Origin of the sequence: Eggerthella sp. BIOML-A4, from assembly GCF_009875575.1 — a bacterium.
Taxonomy (GTDB): Bacteria; Actinomycetota; Coriobacteriia; order Coriobacteriales; family Eggerthellaceae; genus Eggerthella; species Eggerthella lenta.
Genome location: NZ_WWRX01000005.1, coordinates 183,286 through 200,049 on the forward strand (window position 1 = coordinate 183,286; position 16,764 = coordinate 200,049).

The 16,764-nt window shown below is 63.9% G+C and carries 10 protein-coding genes; 8 read left to right on the plus strand and 2 right to left on the minus strand.

What is annotated here, in order from left to right; translation table 11 throughout:
- Nucleotides 1-146: 146 nt before the first annotated feature.
- From dnaE to GT613_RS06265, 3 genes are all read left to right on the plus strand, one after another.
- Nucleotides 147-3,608 carry a DNA polymerase III subunit alpha gene (gene dnaE, locus GT613_RS06255; protein WP_009304816.1) on the plus strand — a complete coding sequence of 1,154 codons (3,462 nt, stop codon included), beginning with the start codon at nucleotides 147-149 and terminating at the stop codon, nucleotides 3,606-3,608.
- Between the two features lie 362 nt (nucleotides 3,609-3,970).
- A complete protein-coding gene (gene truA / locus GT613_RS06260) occupies nucleotides 3,971-4,738 on the plus strand; it encodes a tRNA pseudouridine(38-40) synthase TruA (protein ID WP_015760370.1) in 768 nt (255 codons plus the stop codon).
- A 41-nt stretch (nucleotides 4,739-4,779) separates the two neighbouring features.
- Nucleotides 4,780-5,568, plus strand: a complete 789-nt coding sequence (locus tag GT613_RS06265; RefSeq protein WP_161172561.1) for a hypothetical protein — start codon at nucleotides 4,780-4,782, stop codon at nucleotides 5,566-5,568.
- Nucleotides 5,569-5,603: 35 nt separating this feature from the next.
- Here GT613_RS06265 and asnB read toward each other — a convergent pair whose 3' ends face one another.
- Complete coding sequence (gene asnB, locus GT613_RS06270) at nucleotides 5,604-7,553, minus strand: asparagine synthase (glutamine-hydrolyzing) (RefSeq protein WP_009608861.1); 1,950 nt, start codon at nucleotides 7,551-7,553, stop codon at nucleotides 5,604-5,606.
- A gap of 514 nt (nucleotides 7,554-8,067) precedes the next feature.
- Here asnB and GT613_RS06275 point away from each other — a divergent pair.
- Nucleotides 8,068-9,450, plus strand: a complete 1,383-nt coding sequence (locus tag GT613_RS06275) for a sodium-dependent transporter (protein WP_009608892.1) — start codon at nucleotides 8,068-8,070, stop codon at nucleotides 9,448-9,450.
- 1,120 nt (nucleotides 9,451-10,570) lie between these two features.
- Nucleotides 10,571-11,635 (plus strand): redox-regulated ATPase YchF, encoded by a 1,065-nt coding sequence (ychF, locus tag GT613_RS06280; protein WP_009608824.1) that lies wholly within the window; start codon nucleotides 10,571-10,573, stop codon nucleotides 11,633-11,635.
- A gap of 54 nt (nucleotides 11,636-11,689) precedes the next feature.
- On the opposite strand, the gene GT613_RS06285 is transcribed toward ychF, so the two are convergent.
- Complete coding sequence (locus GT613_RS06285) at nucleotides 11,690-13,525, minus strand: oleate hydratase (protein WP_009608885.1); 1,836 nt, start codon at nucleotides 13,523-13,525, stop codon at nucleotides 11,690-11,692.
- Nucleotides 13,526-13,861: 336 nt separating this feature from the next.
- Between GT613_RS06285 and GT613_RS06290 the strand changes: the two genes are divergently transcribed.
- From GT613_RS06290 to GT613_RS06300, 3 genes are all read left to right on the plus strand, one after another.
- The gene (locus GT613_RS06290; RefSeq protein ID WP_009608803.1) at nucleotides 13,862-14,986 is read left to right on the plus strand and encodes an aldo/keto reductase; all 1,125 of its coding nucleotides are present in this window, start codon (nucleotides 13,862-13,864) and stop codon (nucleotides 14,984-14,986) included.
- Nucleotides 14,983-15,615, plus strand: a complete 633-nt coding sequence (locus GT613_RS06295; protein WP_009608887.1) for a 7-cyano-7-deazaguanine synthase — start codon at nucleotides 14,983-14,985, stop codon at nucleotides 15,613-15,615. Before GT613_RS06290 ends, GT613_RS06295 begins: the two co-directional genes overlap by 4 nt.
- A 101-nt stretch (nucleotides 15,616-15,716) precedes the next feature.
- Nucleotides 15,717-16,664 (plus strand): CtkA family protein, encoded by a 948-nt coding sequence (locus tag GT613_RS06300; RefSeq protein WP_009608794.1) that lies wholly within the window; start codon nucleotides 15,717-15,719, stop codon nucleotides 16,662-16,664.
- Nucleotides 16,665-16,764: the final 100 nt, after the last annotated feature.

Below are 16,764 nucleotides of genomic sequence, written 5' to 3' on the forward strand. Positions count from 1 at the left end.
GCTGCGAACGCCGCCTGCTGTTGCGGGCGGCGTTCGCGCAAAAACCATCGTTTGTTCGCTGTTTGAAGACGGCGCTTTACGACGAATGCTGTTAGAATGTCATCGATACCACGACGCGCATCCATGACTGACAAGAGGCACAAGATATGGCATTCGTCCACCTGCACAACCATACCGAATATTCCCTGCTCGACGGCCACACTCATATCTACGACATGGTGAAGAGAGCCGCCGACCTCGACATGCCCGCGGTGGCCATCTCCGATCACGGCGTGATGTCGGGCGTTCCGCAGCTGTGCGAGATGTGCGACAAGGTGGAAGCCGAGACGGGCAAGCGCGTGAAGCCCATCTACGGCTGCGAGGTGTACTTCACCACCGACGAAGAGCTGCGCAAGGACACGAAGCCGAAGCTGTACCACCTGCTGCTGCTGGCCAAGACGAACGAGGGCTACCACAACCTGGTGAAGCTGGTCAGCGAGTCGCACGTGGACAACTTCTACTACAAGCCGCGCACCACCTTCAGCATGCTGCAGAAGTACGGCAAGGGCATCATCGGCTCGTCGGCCTGCATCGCCGGCATCATTCCGAAGCTGCTCGACAACCGCCAGGTAGACGAGGCGGTCGAATGGGCCAAGAAGTTCGCCAGCTGCTTCGAACCGGGCGATTTCTACATCGAGCTGCAGAACCAGGGCATCCGCACCGATGCCGGGTTCACGCAGACCGAGCTCAACCACATGCTGACCGACGTGGCCAAGGCCGCCGGCCTCAAGACCATCGCCACGAACGACTTCCACTACCTCACGCGCGAGGACGCGCGCGCCCAGGACTACATGCTGTGCATCGGCACGGGCGCGGCGTTCAACGACGCCAACCGCATGCGCTTCGAGAACGACCAGTTCTACATGAAGACCGAGGAGGAGATGCGCGAGGCCCTCAAGGACTTCCCCGAGGCCTGCGACACCACGGTGGAAGTGGCCGAGAAGGTGAACGTGGTGCTGGAGCGCGACTCCATCCTTCCGCGTTTCCCGTTGCCCGAGGGCGAGACCGAGGAAAGCTACTTCCGCAAGCGCGTGCAGGAGGGCTTGGTCAAGCACTACGGCAATCCCGTTCCGCAGGAGGCGCAGGAGCGCGCCGACTACGAGATGGGCATCATCATCCAGCAGGGCTTCCCGGCGTACTTCCTCATCGTGCAGGAGTACATCGAATGGGCGCGCAGCCAGGGCATCGGCGTGGGTCCGGGCCGTGGTTCGGCCGCAGGCGCCATCGTGGCGTACGCCATGGACATCACTGCGCTCGACCCGCTGTCCAACGGCCTGCTGTTCGAGCGATTCCTGTCGCCCGAGCGCGTGGAGATGCCCGATATCGACGTCGACTTCGAGCAGGGCCGTCGCGAAGAAGTGATCAACCACATCAAGGACGTGTACGGCGAGGACCACGTGTCGCAGGTCATCACGTTCGGCACCCTGCAGGCCAAGAACGCCGTGCGCGACGCCGCGCGCGTGCTGGACTACCCGTATAGCACCGGCGACAAGATCACGAAGATGATCGGCGACGAGCTGGGCATCACCATCGACAAGGCGCTGGCCACGAACCCCGATCTCAAGAAGGCCTACGAGACCGAAGAGGACGTGAAGGCCGTCATCGACGCCGCGCTGTCCATCGAAGGCCACGTGCGCGGCGAGGGTGTGCACGCGTGCGCCACCATCATCTGCCGCGACCCCATGGCCGATCACGTGCCCATGAAGCGCGACACCAAGGGCGGCGGCATCATCACCCAGTACGACGGCCATTACACGCCCGAGCTGGGTCTGCTGAAAATGGACTTCCTCGGCCTGCGCACGCTCGACGTGCTCACCATCGCGTGCCGCAACATCGAGCAGCGCTTCGGCACGAAGGTGATTCCCGAGGACATCCCCATCGACGACGAGGGCGCCTTCAAGCTCATGCAGTCCGGCAACATGGACGGCCTGTTCCAGGTGGAGGGCGCGCTGTACGTCAGCTTGTTCGCGCGCCTGCCTCCCACGCGCTTCTCCGACATCGTCGCCTCGATCGCGCTCAACCGTCCGGGCCCGCTGGAATCCGGCATGGTCGAGGACTACATCAAGGTGGCCAGCGGCAAGACCTCCATCCACTACTACGACGAGCGCCTCCGCCCCATCCTGGAGGAGACGTACGGCACCATGGTCTACCAAGAGCAGATCATGCAGATATCCATGGCTATGAGCGGTTTCTCGGCGGGCAAGGCCGACAAGCTGCGCAAGGCTATGGGCAAGAAGAAGCTCGACGTTATGCGCGCGTTGCAGGAAGACTGGAACACCGGCGCGGTGGAGAACGGCTATCCGCTGGAAATTGCGAAGCAGATCTGGGAAGACGCGGAGAAATTCGCTAAGTACGCGTTCAACAAATCGCACTCGGCCGCCTACGCCATCCTGGTCATGCGCACGGCGTACCTGAAGGCGCACTACCCGAACGACTTCATGGCGGCCGTGCTGTCGTCCTACATGGGCAACACCGACCGTTTGATCCGCTACATCGCAAGCTGCAACCACTCGGGCATTCCCGTGTTGCCGCCGGACATCAATTCGTCCAACGCCGAGTTCACGCCCACCGACGAGGGCGTGCGCTTCGGCCTGGTGGGCGTGCGCGGCGTGGGCGCGAACGTGGCCGAGGCCATCATCGAGGAGCGCGAGGCGAACGGGCCGTTCACGTCGCTGCACGACTTCGTGAACCGCCTGGACGCGAAATGCTACAACCGCAAGACGCTGGAAGCGCTCATCAAGGGCGGGGCGTTCGACTCGACGGGCTACACGCGCAAGCAGCTCATGTACTTCGTTGACGAGACGCCGCTGCTGGAAAGCGCCTCGAAGCGCCAGAAGGATCGTGAGAGCGGCCAGGTGTCGATGTTCGACCTGTTCGGCGACGATCCCGATTCGGGCTTCGAGGAGGAGGTTCCGGAACCGGACGGCGTGGAGTGGCCGAAGCGCCAGCTGTTGACGTTCGAGAAGGAGATCATGAAGATCTACGTCTCGGACCACCCGCTGCGCCCGTACGAGGGCACCATCGCGCGTATGACCAAGTTCTCGCTGGGAGACCTGGCCGAGCGCACGAAGGAGATCAAGTCCGCGGTGTTCGTGGGCATGATCTCGAACGTGGTGACGAAGCTGACGAAGCGCGGCACGAAGATGGCCACGTTCACCTTGGAGGATACGACGGGCCACGTGGAGTGCATCTGCTTCAAGTACGACGACAACGCCGAGGCCATCCAGGAAGACGCCATCGTGAAGGTGAAGGGCAAGTTCGAGGCGAACGACCGCGGCAATCAGATCATGGCGTTCGAGGTGGAGGTCATCGAGCTGAACGAGGCCGATGCGCGTCCGTCGCACCTTGAGCTGAAAGTTGCGTCCTCGGACTTCGACCAGTCGAAGTCGCTGCGGCTCAACCGCATCTTGAAGTCGTATCCGGGTCGCGACGGCGTGGTTCTGCTCGTGCAGCAGAGCGATGGCCGCAAGTTCCGCGCCGAACTGCCCGTGTCGGTGGATTCCCGCAGCCCCGTCATGCGTTCCGAGATCCAGGATCTGTTCGGTTCGCAGGTGTGGAGGGCTTCTTGATGCTCCGTCGTTCTCGAACGACGGAGCTCCTCGACGCTGCGAAGCGCTGGGGCGCCCTATCTCGCGGCGATGCCGATGGCTCGCGTACGTAGCGTCGTATCGCGCATTGCCCAGTCGCTCAAACAGTCCTGCTCGCTCGAAGGCCCCGCTGGGGCCTTCGGCTCGTGCGGAACTCGCTTGGTGGGCAACGCGCGATACGACGTAGCTTCGCGGCGCTTTTAAACAATTTGGCAAGCGGATAGCGCCCCCTCTTCGCAGAGGGGGCGTGTTCGTTTATGATGTCGGCTATGAATACGCAAACCATCACCCCAAACACCGCGCGTAAGCGCGAAGCAGCGGCCGCTGCGGCAGCTGATAAACCCGTGCGCGACCATACTCTGGCGTTGACCTTGTCGTACAACGGCGCGCCGTTCAGCGGCTTCGCTCGTCAGCCGGGTCAGACCACCGTGCAGGGCGACCTCGAGGATGCCCTGCGCATGCTGTTCCGCCGCGACGTGGAAACCACGTGCGCGGGACGGACCGATGCGGGCGTGCATGCGCTCGGCCAGGTGGTCAGCTTCGACGTGGACGACCGCGACATCGCAGGACGCTCGCTGCCCAGCTTGCGCCGTTCTCTCAACGCGCTCACGCATGACGCCATCACCGTGCGCGAGGTCGAACCGAAGAAGCTGGGCTTCTCGGCGCGCTTCGACGCGCAGGCGCGCGAGTATCACTACCACCTGTGCGTGGACAGCACGTGCCCCATCTTCATGAAGGACTTCTCGTGGTTCGTCCCCGGCGGCCTCGATATCACGGCTATGGAAGCAGGTGCGCAGTATCTGCTGGGCGAGCACGATTTCAAGAGCTTCTGCATGGCCGCCTCGGCGGAAGGCAAGCCCACGCACCGCAACGTGCGCGAGATTTCCTTCCATCCCGAGACGGTGATGGGCGAGAACCTCATGTCCATCAAGGTGGTGGGCAACGCGTTTCTGCACTCCATGGTGCGCACCATCGTGGGCACGCTGGTGATGGTGGGGAAGGGCCAGCGTGACGCCGATTGGGTGGGCGAGGTGCTGGAGGCGTGCGATCGTCGGGTTGCGGGGGAGAACGCCCCAGCTCAAGGGCTTGTATTCTGGCGAGTCATCTACTGACGTGCTACAATAGGCCTCCGATAAACCGAAGGCGGCGTATCATGTTCAGCACATCAACGGCAAAGCGCGTGGCGCGCGAGGCGGAAAAGATCGTATCGCTCAAAGAGGATATGGACGCCGTCTCGTGGACGCGCGTGCTCGAAATAGGCAATCAGCTCCAAGAGGGCGTCGACGAGGCCGAGCGCGTCTCGCTGGCGTGCGAGCTCGTGTCCATCGCCCAATCCAACCGCTCGCTGTACACGCGCTTGGGCCTCGATCCGGAACCCTCGTCCTCGCGCGTGATGGCGTCGGGTATCGAAGTGATGGAGGGCGGGCTTGCCGAGGCCGCCATCGAAAAGCGGGGAGATCGAGGGGGACGGCGCCCTCCGATCGTCGAGGCTCCGTCGATCGAGCCGGAGGTTTTCGTGGAAGAGCCGAGCGAAGCCGATTTCCAGGTTGCCGGCGTGCAGGCGGAATGCGATCTCGTGGCGAAGAACGATCCCGACGAAAGCGACTTCATCGAGGCGGCCGAAGCCGTGGCGCGCGTCGATTCGCAGTCCGCTCCTTTGCCCGTCGATCCCGAGCCCGTCGATCCTGCGCCCGTTGCCGAGCCTGCCGCGCAGGTCGAGGCGACGAAGCCGGAAGAACCCTCCTCGACGCAGCCGCAGCAGGAGCCGCGACCAGAGCCGGAGCCGAAGCCGGAGTCCGTGGCTGCGCCCAAAGAGAAGCCGCCTCGGCAGCGCCGTTTCGCGCGTTTTCGCAACCTGTACGAAAGCCGCGACGGCGGTCTGTGCGTCTTCGAGGACGAGCACGGCCACCTCGTGGCCCTCGACTCGTCGAAGCTCGCCTAGCGAACGCGAAGGGCCCCGTAGGGCCCTTCGTTCGTTTACGCCGCCGGTTTCTTGGGGACGGTCTTGTCCACGAAGTAGATCTTGTACCACATGAGGAACATGTAGACGATCCAGATCTTGCGCGAGCGGTCGATCTTGTACCTGTGCTCGTCGAGCAGGCGCACCAGCTCGTCGGTGTTGAAGAACTGTTGCGCGATGTCGCCGGTGAACCATTCCTTGACCTGGTTGTAGTAGCGGTCCTGGCGCAGCCAGTCCACCATGGGCACGGGAAAGCCCAGCTTCTCCTTCTGCGCCCAGTCTTTCGGGATGGTGCGCTCGGCCGCCTCGCGCAGGGCGATCTTCGTCTGCTCGCCGTTCGCTTTGAACGGGGTGGGGATGGTGCGCGAGACGTTGAACACCTCCTTGTCGAGGAACGGCACGCGGCTTTCCAGCGAGTGGGCCATCGACATCTTGTCGGTTTTCAGCAAGATGTCGCCTACCAGCCAGAAGAAGAGGTCGACGTACTGCATGCGCGTCGTGTCGTCGAGGCCGGCCGCCTCGGCGTACGCGGGCGCGATCAGCTCTTGCGGCGAGCACGCCTGCACGGGGCGCTTCAGCAGGCGGGCGCGCTCCTCGGGGCTGAACGCCACGCCGTTGGCGTTGGTGTAGTACCAGTCCTCGGGGGTCTCGCTGGCGCGCTCCAGGTAGTTCGCGCCGCGCACGCCCAGCGCGTGAGCCGCCTTCGACGCGCCGCGCAGCAGGCCCTTCGGCACCCAGGACAGCTTCGCGTTGGCGAACGGCGTCTGGTAGATGCGGTAACCGCCGAAGAACTCGTCGGCGCCCTCGCCGGACAGCACGGCCTTCACCTTCTTCGCGGCCTCCTGGTCGACGAAGTACAGCGCCACGGCGCTCGGGTCGGCGGACGGCTCGTCCATGTGCCACTGCACGCGGGGCAGGCTTTCCCAGTACTCCTCTTCGCCGATGTGCTTGGAGTTGTTCTCGATATGCAGTTCGTCGGCCAGCTCGCGCGCCCAGGAGATCTCGTCGCGCTCGCCCTCGTACTCGGCGAAGCCCACGGTGAACGTCTTGATGTCGGGATTCTCCTTCGCCAGGCATGCGGCCATGTAGCTGGAATCGATGCCGGACGACAAGAACGAGCCCACCTCCACGTCGGCCACGTTGTGGTAGCGCACGCTTTCGCGCATAGCGGCGTCGATGGCCTTCACGGTGTCCTCGCGGCTGCGGTTCTGGTCGAAGTCGTACGTGGGGCGCCAGTAGCGCTCGGTTTCCGTCGTGCCGTCGGCGCGCACGGTCATGCAGTGCGCGGGCTCCAGCTTGTAGATGCCCTTGAAGAACGTCTCGGGCAGCGCCGAGAACTGGAAGCACAGGTACTGCTCCAGCGCCTCCTCGTTGAGCTCGCGCTCGTAGGCGGGGTGCTCCAGGATGCATTTGATCTCGGAGGCGAAGATGAACTGCGGGCCGGCCTCGCCGTTCTGCACGGTGTAGTAAAACGGTTTGATGCCGAAGAAGTCGCGCGCGCAGAACAGCTCGCCGCGCTGCTTGTCCCAGATGGCGAACGCGAACATGCCGCGCACCTTGTCCAGCAGCAGCTTGCCCCAGGCCAGGTACGACGCCAGCAGCGTCTCGGTGTCGGACTCGGTCTTGAACGTCCAGCCGTCCGCGGCCAGCTCGTCTCGCAGGTCGCGGTAGTTGTAGATCTCGCCGTTGAACACGATGGCGTAGTCGCCGATGGTGAACGATCCGGGGGCGGAGCCTTCCGTAGCCGGCGACGTCACGATGGAGTCATGCGCGCCCGTGGCGCGCACCATGGGCTGGCTGCCGTTCTCGAGGTCGATGAGCGACAGGCGCCGATGCCCCAGCGCCACGCCGTCGGCAAGGTACTGGCCCTCGCCGTCGGGGCCGCGGTGCGCCATGATGTCGCACATGGCCTTCAACGTGGGCGCGTCGGCTTCGGTCGCGCCGGTGAATCCGCAGATACCGCACATGAATGATTCTCCTTCTCGTTTGGTCTGCGCACCATGATAGCCCAAGCGCCCCGCAACCCCCAAGCGCCCTGCCCGCCCCCTCGCCAAAACCGCAGATTTGGAGGGAGCTGGCAGCGAGTAGTCACCGTAGGAACGCATCTTCGCCCGTAAAACACGCCACAGCGCGCGAGGCGTGTTTTACGGGCGAAGATGCAGCGCCGCGCACGTTCGCAGACCCGGGACGTTCTTTCGGTGCGGCAGCGGCGAGACCGGCGTCCGAATGCGAAGCGGTTCCCGCGCGGCGGTGCGCGCGTCGGAGGACGCTTCCGTAGCACCTCTTCGGGCGTCGGTTGCTGGCAAAACGGATCTTTCGGCAAAACGTTGTTGGCGACCAGGGTTTTCCCGGTATAATGATGCATCTGGATCGCGGCGCAGGTGCACGACGTGGATGGGCGCCCGTATCCGATCCTTTGCGGACGCGTTCCGCGAGCGGATTTTCCGGGGAATACCAACTGAACGTTAACGGAGGTTTTCGATGGCTTCAACGCATGCGCACGCGCGCTCGGCCTGGTCGGGCAAGTGGGCGTTCATTCTGGCTGCGGCGGCATCCGCCGTGGGCTTGGGGAACATGTGGCGCTTCCCCTATCTGGCGGCCAAGTACGGCGGCGGCACGTTCCTGCTCACCTACCTGGTGCTGGTGTTCACGTTCGGCGTGTCGCTGCTGTTGCTAGAGACGGCGCTCGGCCGCAAGACGGGCCAGTCGGCCATCGGCGCGTTCAAGCAGTTCGGCAAGAAGTACGCCTTCATCGGCGTCCTGGCGTCCACCGTGCCCTTCATCATCACGCCGTACTACTGCATCATCGGCGGCTGGGTGACGAAGTACGCGGCGGCCTACCTGATCAACGGCCCGGAGGCGCTGGCCGACGGCGGAGACTTCTTCACAGGCTTTATTTCCAGCAACACCGAGAGCTTCCTGTGGATGCTCCTGTTCATGGCCATCGTGTTCATCGTGGTGTCGCTGGGCGTGAAGGGCGGCATCGAGAAGGCGAACCTCGTCATGATGCCGGCGCTCATCATCATGGCCGTAGGCATCGCGCTGTACACGCTGACCATGCCCGGCGCCGTCGACGGTGCCCTGTACTACCTCACGCCCGACTTCAGCAAGTTCTCACCGGAGCTGGTCATCGGCGCGCTCGGGCAGATGTTCTACAGCCTGTCGCTGGCCATGGGCATCATGATCACGTACGGCTCCTACCTGGACAAGAAGTCCAGCCTCACGCAGAGCGTCGCCCGCATCGGCGGCTTCGACATCGGCGTGTCGTTCCTCGCCGGCCTCATGATCGTGCCGGCCGCGTTCGTGGCCATGGGTTCGGGCGAGGCCGTGGCGGCCAACTCCGGTCCGTCGCTCATGTTCGTCATCCTGCCCACCGTGTTCGCCGATATGGGCGGCGCGGCCACCGTCGTGGGCTTCCTGTTCTTCCTGCTGGTACTGTTCGCAGCTTTGACCAGCGCCATTTCGCTGACCGAAACCTGCACCTCCATCGTGCAGGACGGTGCGGGCTGGTCGCGCAAAAAGGCGCTGTGCGCCGTCATCGGCGTGGTCACGGTGGCCGGCATCTTCGTGAACCTGGGCTACAACGGCTTGTCGTTCATCGAGCCGATGGGCGAGGGCACCACGCTGCTGGACTTCTTCGACTTCATCTCCAACTCGGTGATCATGCCTATCGTCGCGCTGCTCACCTGCATCTTCGTCGGTTGGATCATCAAGCCGAAGGCCATTGTCGACGAAGTGAAGATCTCCAGCGAGTTCAAGGTGGAGAAAGCCTGGACCGTCATCATCAAGTACGTGGCGCCGGTGCTCGTGGTGGTCATCCTCGTTGCGTTCGTCGCGCAGACGTTCGGGCTCATCAGCTTCTAGCGTTCAGGCGCATACGAGGCATTCGCGCGGAGCGCCCTTCGGGGCGCTCCGTTTCGTTTCGGGCGCGAGCGGCGCGGATGGGGCTCGTGCTTCGTGTGCGTTCCGGTTGCGTCCCGGTCGTGCCCCGGCCGCCGGCCCGGTCGCCTGGCCGCGTCCGCGCCCGGCTTCGCTGCCTGGTCCGCTGCCCCGGTCGCGTCGCCCCGCTCAGCCGCGTCCCTCGCCTGGTCGCGCCTGGTCGTCCCGCCCGTGCCATCATCGCCCGCCTGTGTCGTCCTGCCCAGCCGTGCCCTGGCCGCGCCGCTTCGGCCGGATGCGTGTTTTCGCAAGGCCATGTGCAGCAAAAACGTCGTTTTGGCACGGCCGGCTCGCTCAGGCGCGGCATTCCGAGGCGATGGCGGAACGCGACCTGGGGTTTCGCTTCGGCATCCTTCGGGAAGATGCGTCGAGGGATGCCGAGTAGTGCCAAACCGTTGATTTTGCCGCATACCGGATCCGGTTTTCGTTCGGGCGCGATCCCGCTGCAAGCGGCGTTACGGCGGCAGCGATCGGTTTTCGCAGGGATGTTGCGTTCGGTTCGGACCGTCCGGCTCCCAACCTCGCGCGACCTGGCGTAACGTCGCGGGTTGCGCGTCTTGGGGCGCGGAGGCATCCAAGTGCGCTCGAAGTGCAACATCGCGGGCAAAACCGTGCAACGGACGCGCTGAACGGTTTTGCGCCGATAGATGGTATGACGGCGGAAGCGAAGTCGAACGGCGGAAATCGAACGGTTTGGTAATCTCGACGAGGGCTCGGTCGCGGCATCTCGGACCCGCAGAGCGCGATCGAAGGGGTTTTCCCAGGTCGGATGTTCGAAGCGTAAATAAAAGCGAATCGATAGGATTACCAAACCGCCCGATTGCTGCCACGGAGCGGGGATTTCGCCGTCAAATCGGCATCGACGGGTGTTGACGCATGCCGCCGTGCACGTAGGGCGGCATGCTGTCGGTCAAGACGGGGCACCTCGAGTGCTCCGCATGAAAAAGATACCGAAGCGTCGGAGAATGCGAGGGGAGGCCGCGCAGGGCGCGGGTAGTTTGCTATCATGGGACGACACATCTGCATCGTATGAGAAGGAAGTTCCATGTCGCTATCCATCGGTATCGTCGGTCTGCCGAACGTCGGCAAGTCCACGCTGTTCACGGCCCTCACGAACAAGGGCGGCCTCGCGGCCAACTACCCGTTCGCCACCATCGAGCCCAACGTGGGCGTGGTGCCCGTGCCCGACGCGCGCCTGGACGCGCTGGCGAACATCGACCATCCCACGCGCATCGTGCCCGCCACCATCGAGTTCGTGGACATCGCGGGCCTCGTGGCCGGCGCCAGCCAGGGCGAGGGCCTGGGCAACCAGTTCCTCGCGAACATCCGCGAGACGGACGCCATCTGCGAAGTCGTGCGTTTCTTCGGTGACCCCGACGTGGTGCACGTGGCGGGCCGGGTGGACCCGAGCAGCGACGTGGACACCATCAAGACCGAGCTCATGCTGGCCGACATGGCCACCATCGAGAAGGCCCTGCCGCGCTTGGAAAAAGAGGCGAAGCGCGACAAGGACGGCGCCAAGAAGGTCGAGGTGGCGAAGAAGGTGCTCGCGGGCCTGGACGAGGGGCACCGCGCCCGCACGTTGGGGCTGGACGAGGACGAGCAGGCTGCCATTTACGATCTGCACCTGCTGACGATGAAGCCCATGCTGTACATCGCCAACGTGGACGAGGACCAACTGGACGCCGATCTGCCCGAGATCGACGGCTGCCGCCCCGTGCCCATCAGCGCGAAGGTGGAGGCCGACCTGGCCGAGCTCGATCCTGCCGAGGCGAAGGAGTACCTGGAGGCCATGGGTCTCGAAGAGAGCGGCCTGGCGCGCCTGGTGCGCGAGGCGTATAAACTTCTGGGGCTGCAGTCGTACTTCACCACCGGCGAACAGGAAACGCGCGCTTGGACCATCCCCGTCGGTGCGAAGGCTCCGCAGGCGGCGGGCGTCATCCATACCGATTTCGAGCGCGGCTTCATCAAGGCGGAGACGGCCTCGTACGAAGACTACGTGGGGCTGGGCGGCGAGAAGGGCTGCCGCGATGCCGGCAAGCTTCGTCAGGAAGGCAAGGAGTACGTCGTCCAGGACGGCGACGTCATGCACTTCAAGTTCAACGTGTAAGGAATTCGTCCCGAACCCCCTTTGAACAGGGGGTTCGGTTTTTAACGGAAACGTCTAATGCATGCCGGGGTATACGGCTCCGGTGGCGGGCGCGGGCGCGTCGCCGCGATCGGGCGGAATCACGCCGAACTCGACCAGCAGACCGTAGAGGTCGGTCCCCTTGATCTTCTCGATTCCCTCGTGCAGGGCGAGCTTTTCGAGGGGATTCATCTCCATGTCGGTGATGGGCTTGCCGTCCCTGATCAACGTGGTGGCGTTCAGCAAATCGCGGATGTCGAACGCGCTGCCCCATACTTCGGGCACGCCGCGGTCGACGTTGCACAGCGTGTAGACGGCTTCCATGCCGGTGCGCATGGAATACTCGGTGGTGAAAATGGTGTCGCGCGGCGTTTCCGCGAATTGGCCGATGAACGCGAAGTTCACCGCGCCTTCGGGCACGACGTCGGGTCGGTCGCCTGCGGCGCGCGGCATGAAGAATGCCGTGATGTAGGGCATCATGCACGGAACCGTGTTGGCGCTGTTCTCGGCGAGCTCCTCGATCTGCGATTCGGGAACGCCCAGGTGGTACAGCCACTCCATGCATATTTCCTTGCCGGTGCATTCGCGCAGGGTTTTCTTCACGTAGTTGCCGGGCACATCGGTGAACAGGCCGTATATCCAGCCGCACAGCTGATCGTCGGGCTGGGCTCTGAACTGGGGTTGCCTGTTGAACGTCCAGCTTAAAAGCCAGTTCGAATCTTTTACGGTAACGATGCCGCCGGTTACGACGCCGCCCGAGAACGGATCGCGACGGCAAATGCTCTCGATATAGGGAACGATCTTCTCATCGAGCGTCGTGACGGTGGCGCTCATCCAGTTGGACTTCTCCGGATCGCCGATGAATTTTTCCGGATTCCCGAATGCGGAATCCTGCCGTGCGATACGTCGCCACAGGTCGAACCCGGTTCCTTTTTCCAGCACGGCGTTGAACTGGGCCGGCTCGTCTTGCGATCCGAAGGACGAATTGGCGACGCAGCTGCCGTTGGTGATGAACAGCAGGTCGTCGTCGGTGAGGTGAAACGTCTTGTCGGCCCCTTCGCATATCGTCTGCACCTCGGTGGCTACTTTGCGCTCCGGGGTGCTGGAGAACGTGATGTCGACGACCTCGGTGTTCAGATGGATCTGCACGCCCTGGCCTTTCAGGTAGTTCACCATGGGCAGGATGAGGGATTCGAACTGGTTGTACCGGGTGAAGCGCAGTGCGCTGAAGTCGGGGAGCCCGCCGACGTGGTGGACGAAACGCTGGATGTAGCGCTTCATCTCGAGCGCGCTGTGCCAGTTCTCGAAGGCGAACATGGTGCGCCAGTACAGCCAGAAGTTGGAATCGAGCACATCGTCGGAAAAATAGTCGGTTATGGGCTTGTCGTCGAGTTGCTCTTCGGGGGTGAAGAACAGGTTCATGATCTCCATGCACGCCTTGTCGGACAGGTTGAATGTATTGTCGAGGCCGGCGTCTTCACCCCGGTTGACCGTTGCGCGGCACAGGGAATAATTGGGATCGCGCTTGTTCAACTGATAGTAGTAATCGAGGATGCTCATGTTCTCGTCCTCGATGGAGGGGATGGATCGGAACAGGTCCCACATCACTTCGAAGTGGTTGTCCATCTCGCGACCGCCGCGCATAGTGAAGCCGAGCTGGGGATACTCCCACCCGTCGCAGGCGCCGCCCGGTTCGGCGTCGCGTTCGAACAGGTGCACGCGCGAGCCGTCCATCTGAGCATCCCTGATCAGGTAGCACGCGGCCGACAAGCCCGCCAGCCCGGTGCCGACGATGTAGGCCGATTTGTCCTCGATGCCCTCCGGCTTTGCCGGGCGGGCGAATGCTTCGTAGTTTCCGCTGGAATAGTACACAGGCTCTCCAATCTCTCGACGTGGGGGTACGGCCCCCATTGTGATGCGGGGCGTCCGAGGGCGAAGAGGGCGTACCGACCTGATGCGGTTTCGTTTGGAAGGGGTAACGTGGGGGTTCAGGTTGGCGCATGCCGCGGTGTCGAAGAACCCTGAACGGCTTGCATTGCGTTCGGCGTCGGCTTCGTAGCTTTGTTGCCGCTCGAACGATTGCGGCCGGCTTGTTTTCCATTTGTGTATACTGATCACGAACAATGCGCTGAAGCGTGTCGGATGGTTCGAGCGGCCGCGCGTGTCGAGCGCGATCGGGTGAGCATGGTCGGGGAGCGAGGATTATCTATGGACGAGATCGGGAAGCTGGGCTTCGGGTTCATGAGGCTGCCCGTCGTCGAGGGCGACGGCGGCAAGGAGATCGACATCGAGCAGGTCAAGCATATGGTAGACCTGTTCATGGACGCGGGCTTCACCTATTTCGACACGGCGCGCGGCTACCATAACGGCCGGTCGGAGGCGGCGCTGCGCGAGGCCGTCGTCGAGCGCTATCCGCGCGAATCGTTCCAGGTTGCCACGAAGCTGCCGGCGTGGCTGGCGAAAAACGCCGACCATGCGCGCGCTATGTTCGACAAGTCGCTGCGCGAGACGGGGGCGGGTTATTTTGACTTCTTCTTGCTGCATAACCTGGGCGAGGAGCGCACGCGCCTGTTCGACGACTTCGGCCTGTGGGACTTCCTGCACGAGAAGAAGGAGGCGGGTCTGATCCGCAACCTGGGCTTCTCCATCCACGACAAGGCTGCCGTGTTGGAAGAGGTGCTGGAGGCGCATCCCGAGGTGGACTTCGTGCAGCTGCAGATCAATTACGCCGACTGGGAGAGCGAAACCGTCGAATCGCGCAAGTGCTACGAGGCTGCGCGCGCCCACGGGCTGCCTGTCGTGGTGATGGAGCCCGTTAAGGGCGGCTCGCTCGTGCATCTGCCCGAGGAGGCGGCGGACGTGCTGCGCGCCGTGAACCAGGACGAGTCGCTGCCCTCGTGGGCGCTGCGGTTCGCCGCGTCGCTGCCGGGCGTGCTCACCGTGCTGTCCGGCATGTCCACGCCCGATCAGGTGAGCGAGAACACGCAGATCATGCGCTCGTTCCATCCGCTGACGCACGAGGAGGACGAGGCGCTGGCGCGCGTGCGGGCCATCCTCGACGGCGTGCCCACCGTGCCGTGCACCGACTGCCGCTACTGTTTGAAGAACTGCCCGAAGGGCGTGCGCATCCCGGCGGCCCTCGCGTCGCTCAACATCCTAGAGCTGTTCCACGACATGCATCGGGCGCAGGAGAACTACGATTGGAACGCGTCGAGCGGCCCCGCGTCCACGTGCGTCGGGTGCGGCGCGTGCGAAAGCGTGTGCCCGCAGCATATCGAGATCGTGAAGGAGCTGGGTCGCGCCGCCGAGCTGTTCGAGGAGAAGCCGGCATGACGGCGACGGGCCCCGGCCAGGACGTGGGCGTCGAGGCGCTCGACGCGTTTTTCGCGCGCACGCCGCGCTTGGCCGTGGCGTTCTCGGGCGGGTGCGACTCTTCGTTCCTGCTGGCCGCCGCGTTGCGCGCCGGATGCGACGTGAAAGCGTACGGCGTGCGTACGGCGTTCCAGCCCGCTTTCGAGATCGACGACGCGAAGCGCCTCGCCGCCGAGCTGGGGGCGGACTTCGAGCTGGTCGACGCCGACGTGCTGGCGCAGGGCGAGATCTGCGCGAACGGGCCCGATAGGTGCTACCGCTGCAAGACGTTCATCTTCTCCACCATCCTCGCGCGCATGGCCGAGGACGGCTTCGAGGTGCTGGCCGACGGCACGAACGTCACGGACGATCCGGCGAACCGCCCCGGCTTCCAGGCGCTCGCCGAGCTGGGCGTGGTGTCGCCGCTGCGCCGCGCGGGCATGACGAAAGACGACGTGCGCGCCGCGTCGCGCGAGCTGGGCCTGTTCACGGCCGACAAGCCCAGCTTCTCGTGCATCGCCGTGCACGTGGGCGCGGGACGCCCCGTCACCGCCCAGGCGCTTGCCGAGACGGCCGAACGCCTGGGCGTGACGGGTGGGAAGCGCCCGTAAGCGCGACGCGCCGGTTGACGATTCGTCGTAGGCTGCAGCCGCGCTGGTCGAGCGTGCTACGATGATTCGACATCAATCGTCGGCGAAGGAGAGCCTGCAGAATGAAGATCGTGGATTTGCGAGATTGTCCCGCCAGCGGCCTTTTCTACGGTGGGCGCGCCGGACAGAAAGAGGGCATTCTCGTGGACGGCGTCCCGTGGATAGCGAAGTATCCGCGTACGACGCGCGACCTCCAGGGCAAAAATCTTCCGCCGTACACGTCGAGCCCTGTATCCGAGCATCTCGGCGCGCGAATCTACGCGTCGCTCGGCATTCCCGTTCATGAGACGATGCTAGGCTACCGAAACGGCAAGATCGTCTGCGCGTGCAAGGACTTCACGTTTCCCGGAAAGCGCCTATTCGAGTTCAAGGATATCAAGAACGCCCTTTCCGACGATGACGGGGGATTCGATTCGGCTCCCTCGGACGGCGAGAGCGTCTTCCTTGGCGACGTGCTCGCCACGATAGAGACATCCGACCTCCTGCGCAGCGTGCCCGGGGTGCTCGAGCGTTTCTGGGATATGTTCGTGGTGGACGCGTTCATCAAGAACCCCGGCCGGAGCAACGGTAACTGGGGCGTGTTGATGGACGCGTCGTTCTCCTACGAGCTCGCGCCGGTGTACGATCTGGGCAGTTCGCTGTTCGGCAAGCGCGGCGATTCGCTTGCACGGCGGAGGATGCTCGACGAGTCGGATATAGATCAGGATGCGTTCGGGACGAACGTGTCATGCTATCGCCTGCCTTCGGGCGATGGGAGGGGAGCGTCCATTCACCCCTTCTCCTACATGGCGCAAACAGTCAATCCCGATCTCGATGCGGCGATCAAGCGGTTCATGGGCTCCGTCGACATGGACCGGATAGACGCGCTCATCGACTCCGTTCCGGCGGAGGCATACGGACGGCCTATCATGTCCGAGGCCGTTCGAGCCTCCCACAAGCTTCTGCTTCGTCGAAGGATCGACGAAGGCTTCGCCCCTTTGCTCGCGCGCATCGTGGAGCGCGAGGGCTAGCCGTCGCTCGTTCCGGGGCACGCGGCGGGTGCGTGCCGGGCTTCGCGCGCGGCTTGCGACGGCGTATACTGACGCTAAGCGCGACGCGCCGCTTCGGCGA

Excerpts from the sequence above, each read along its gene's own strand:
- dnaE (WP_009304816.1), top strand. The coding sequence starts at position 147 with ATGGCATTCGTCCACCTGCACAACCATACCGAATATTCCCTGCTCGAC.
- GT613_RS06265 (WP_161172561.1), top strand. The coding sequence starts at position 4,780 with ATGTTCAGCACATCAACGGCAAAGCGCGTGGCGCGCGAGGCGGAAAAG.
- asnB (WP_009608861.1), bottom strand. The coding sequence starts at position 7,553 with ATGTGCGGTATCTGCGGATTCACCGGCGCGACCGAAGCCGACGCGCCC.
- GT613_RS06275 (WP_009608892.1), top strand. The coding sequence starts at position 8,068 with ATGGCTTCAACGCATGCGCACGCGCGCTCGGCCTGGTCGGGCAAGTGG.
- ychF (WP_009608824.1), top strand. The coding sequence starts at position 10,571 with ATGTCGCTATCCATCGGTATCGTCGGTCTGCCGAACGTCGGCAAGTCC.
- GT613_RS06290 (WP_009608803.1), top strand. The coding sequence starts at position 13,862 with ATGGACGAGATCGGGAAGCTGGGCTTCGGGTTCATGAGGCTGCCCGTC.
- GT613_RS06295 (WP_009608887.1), top strand. The coding sequence starts at position 14,983 with ATGACGGCGACGGGCCCCGGCCAGGACGTGGGCGTCGAGGCGCTCGAC.
- GT613_RS06300 (WP_009608794.1), top strand. The coding sequence starts at position 15,717 with ATGAAGATCGTGGATTTGCGAGATTGTCCCGCCAGCGGCCTTTTCTAC.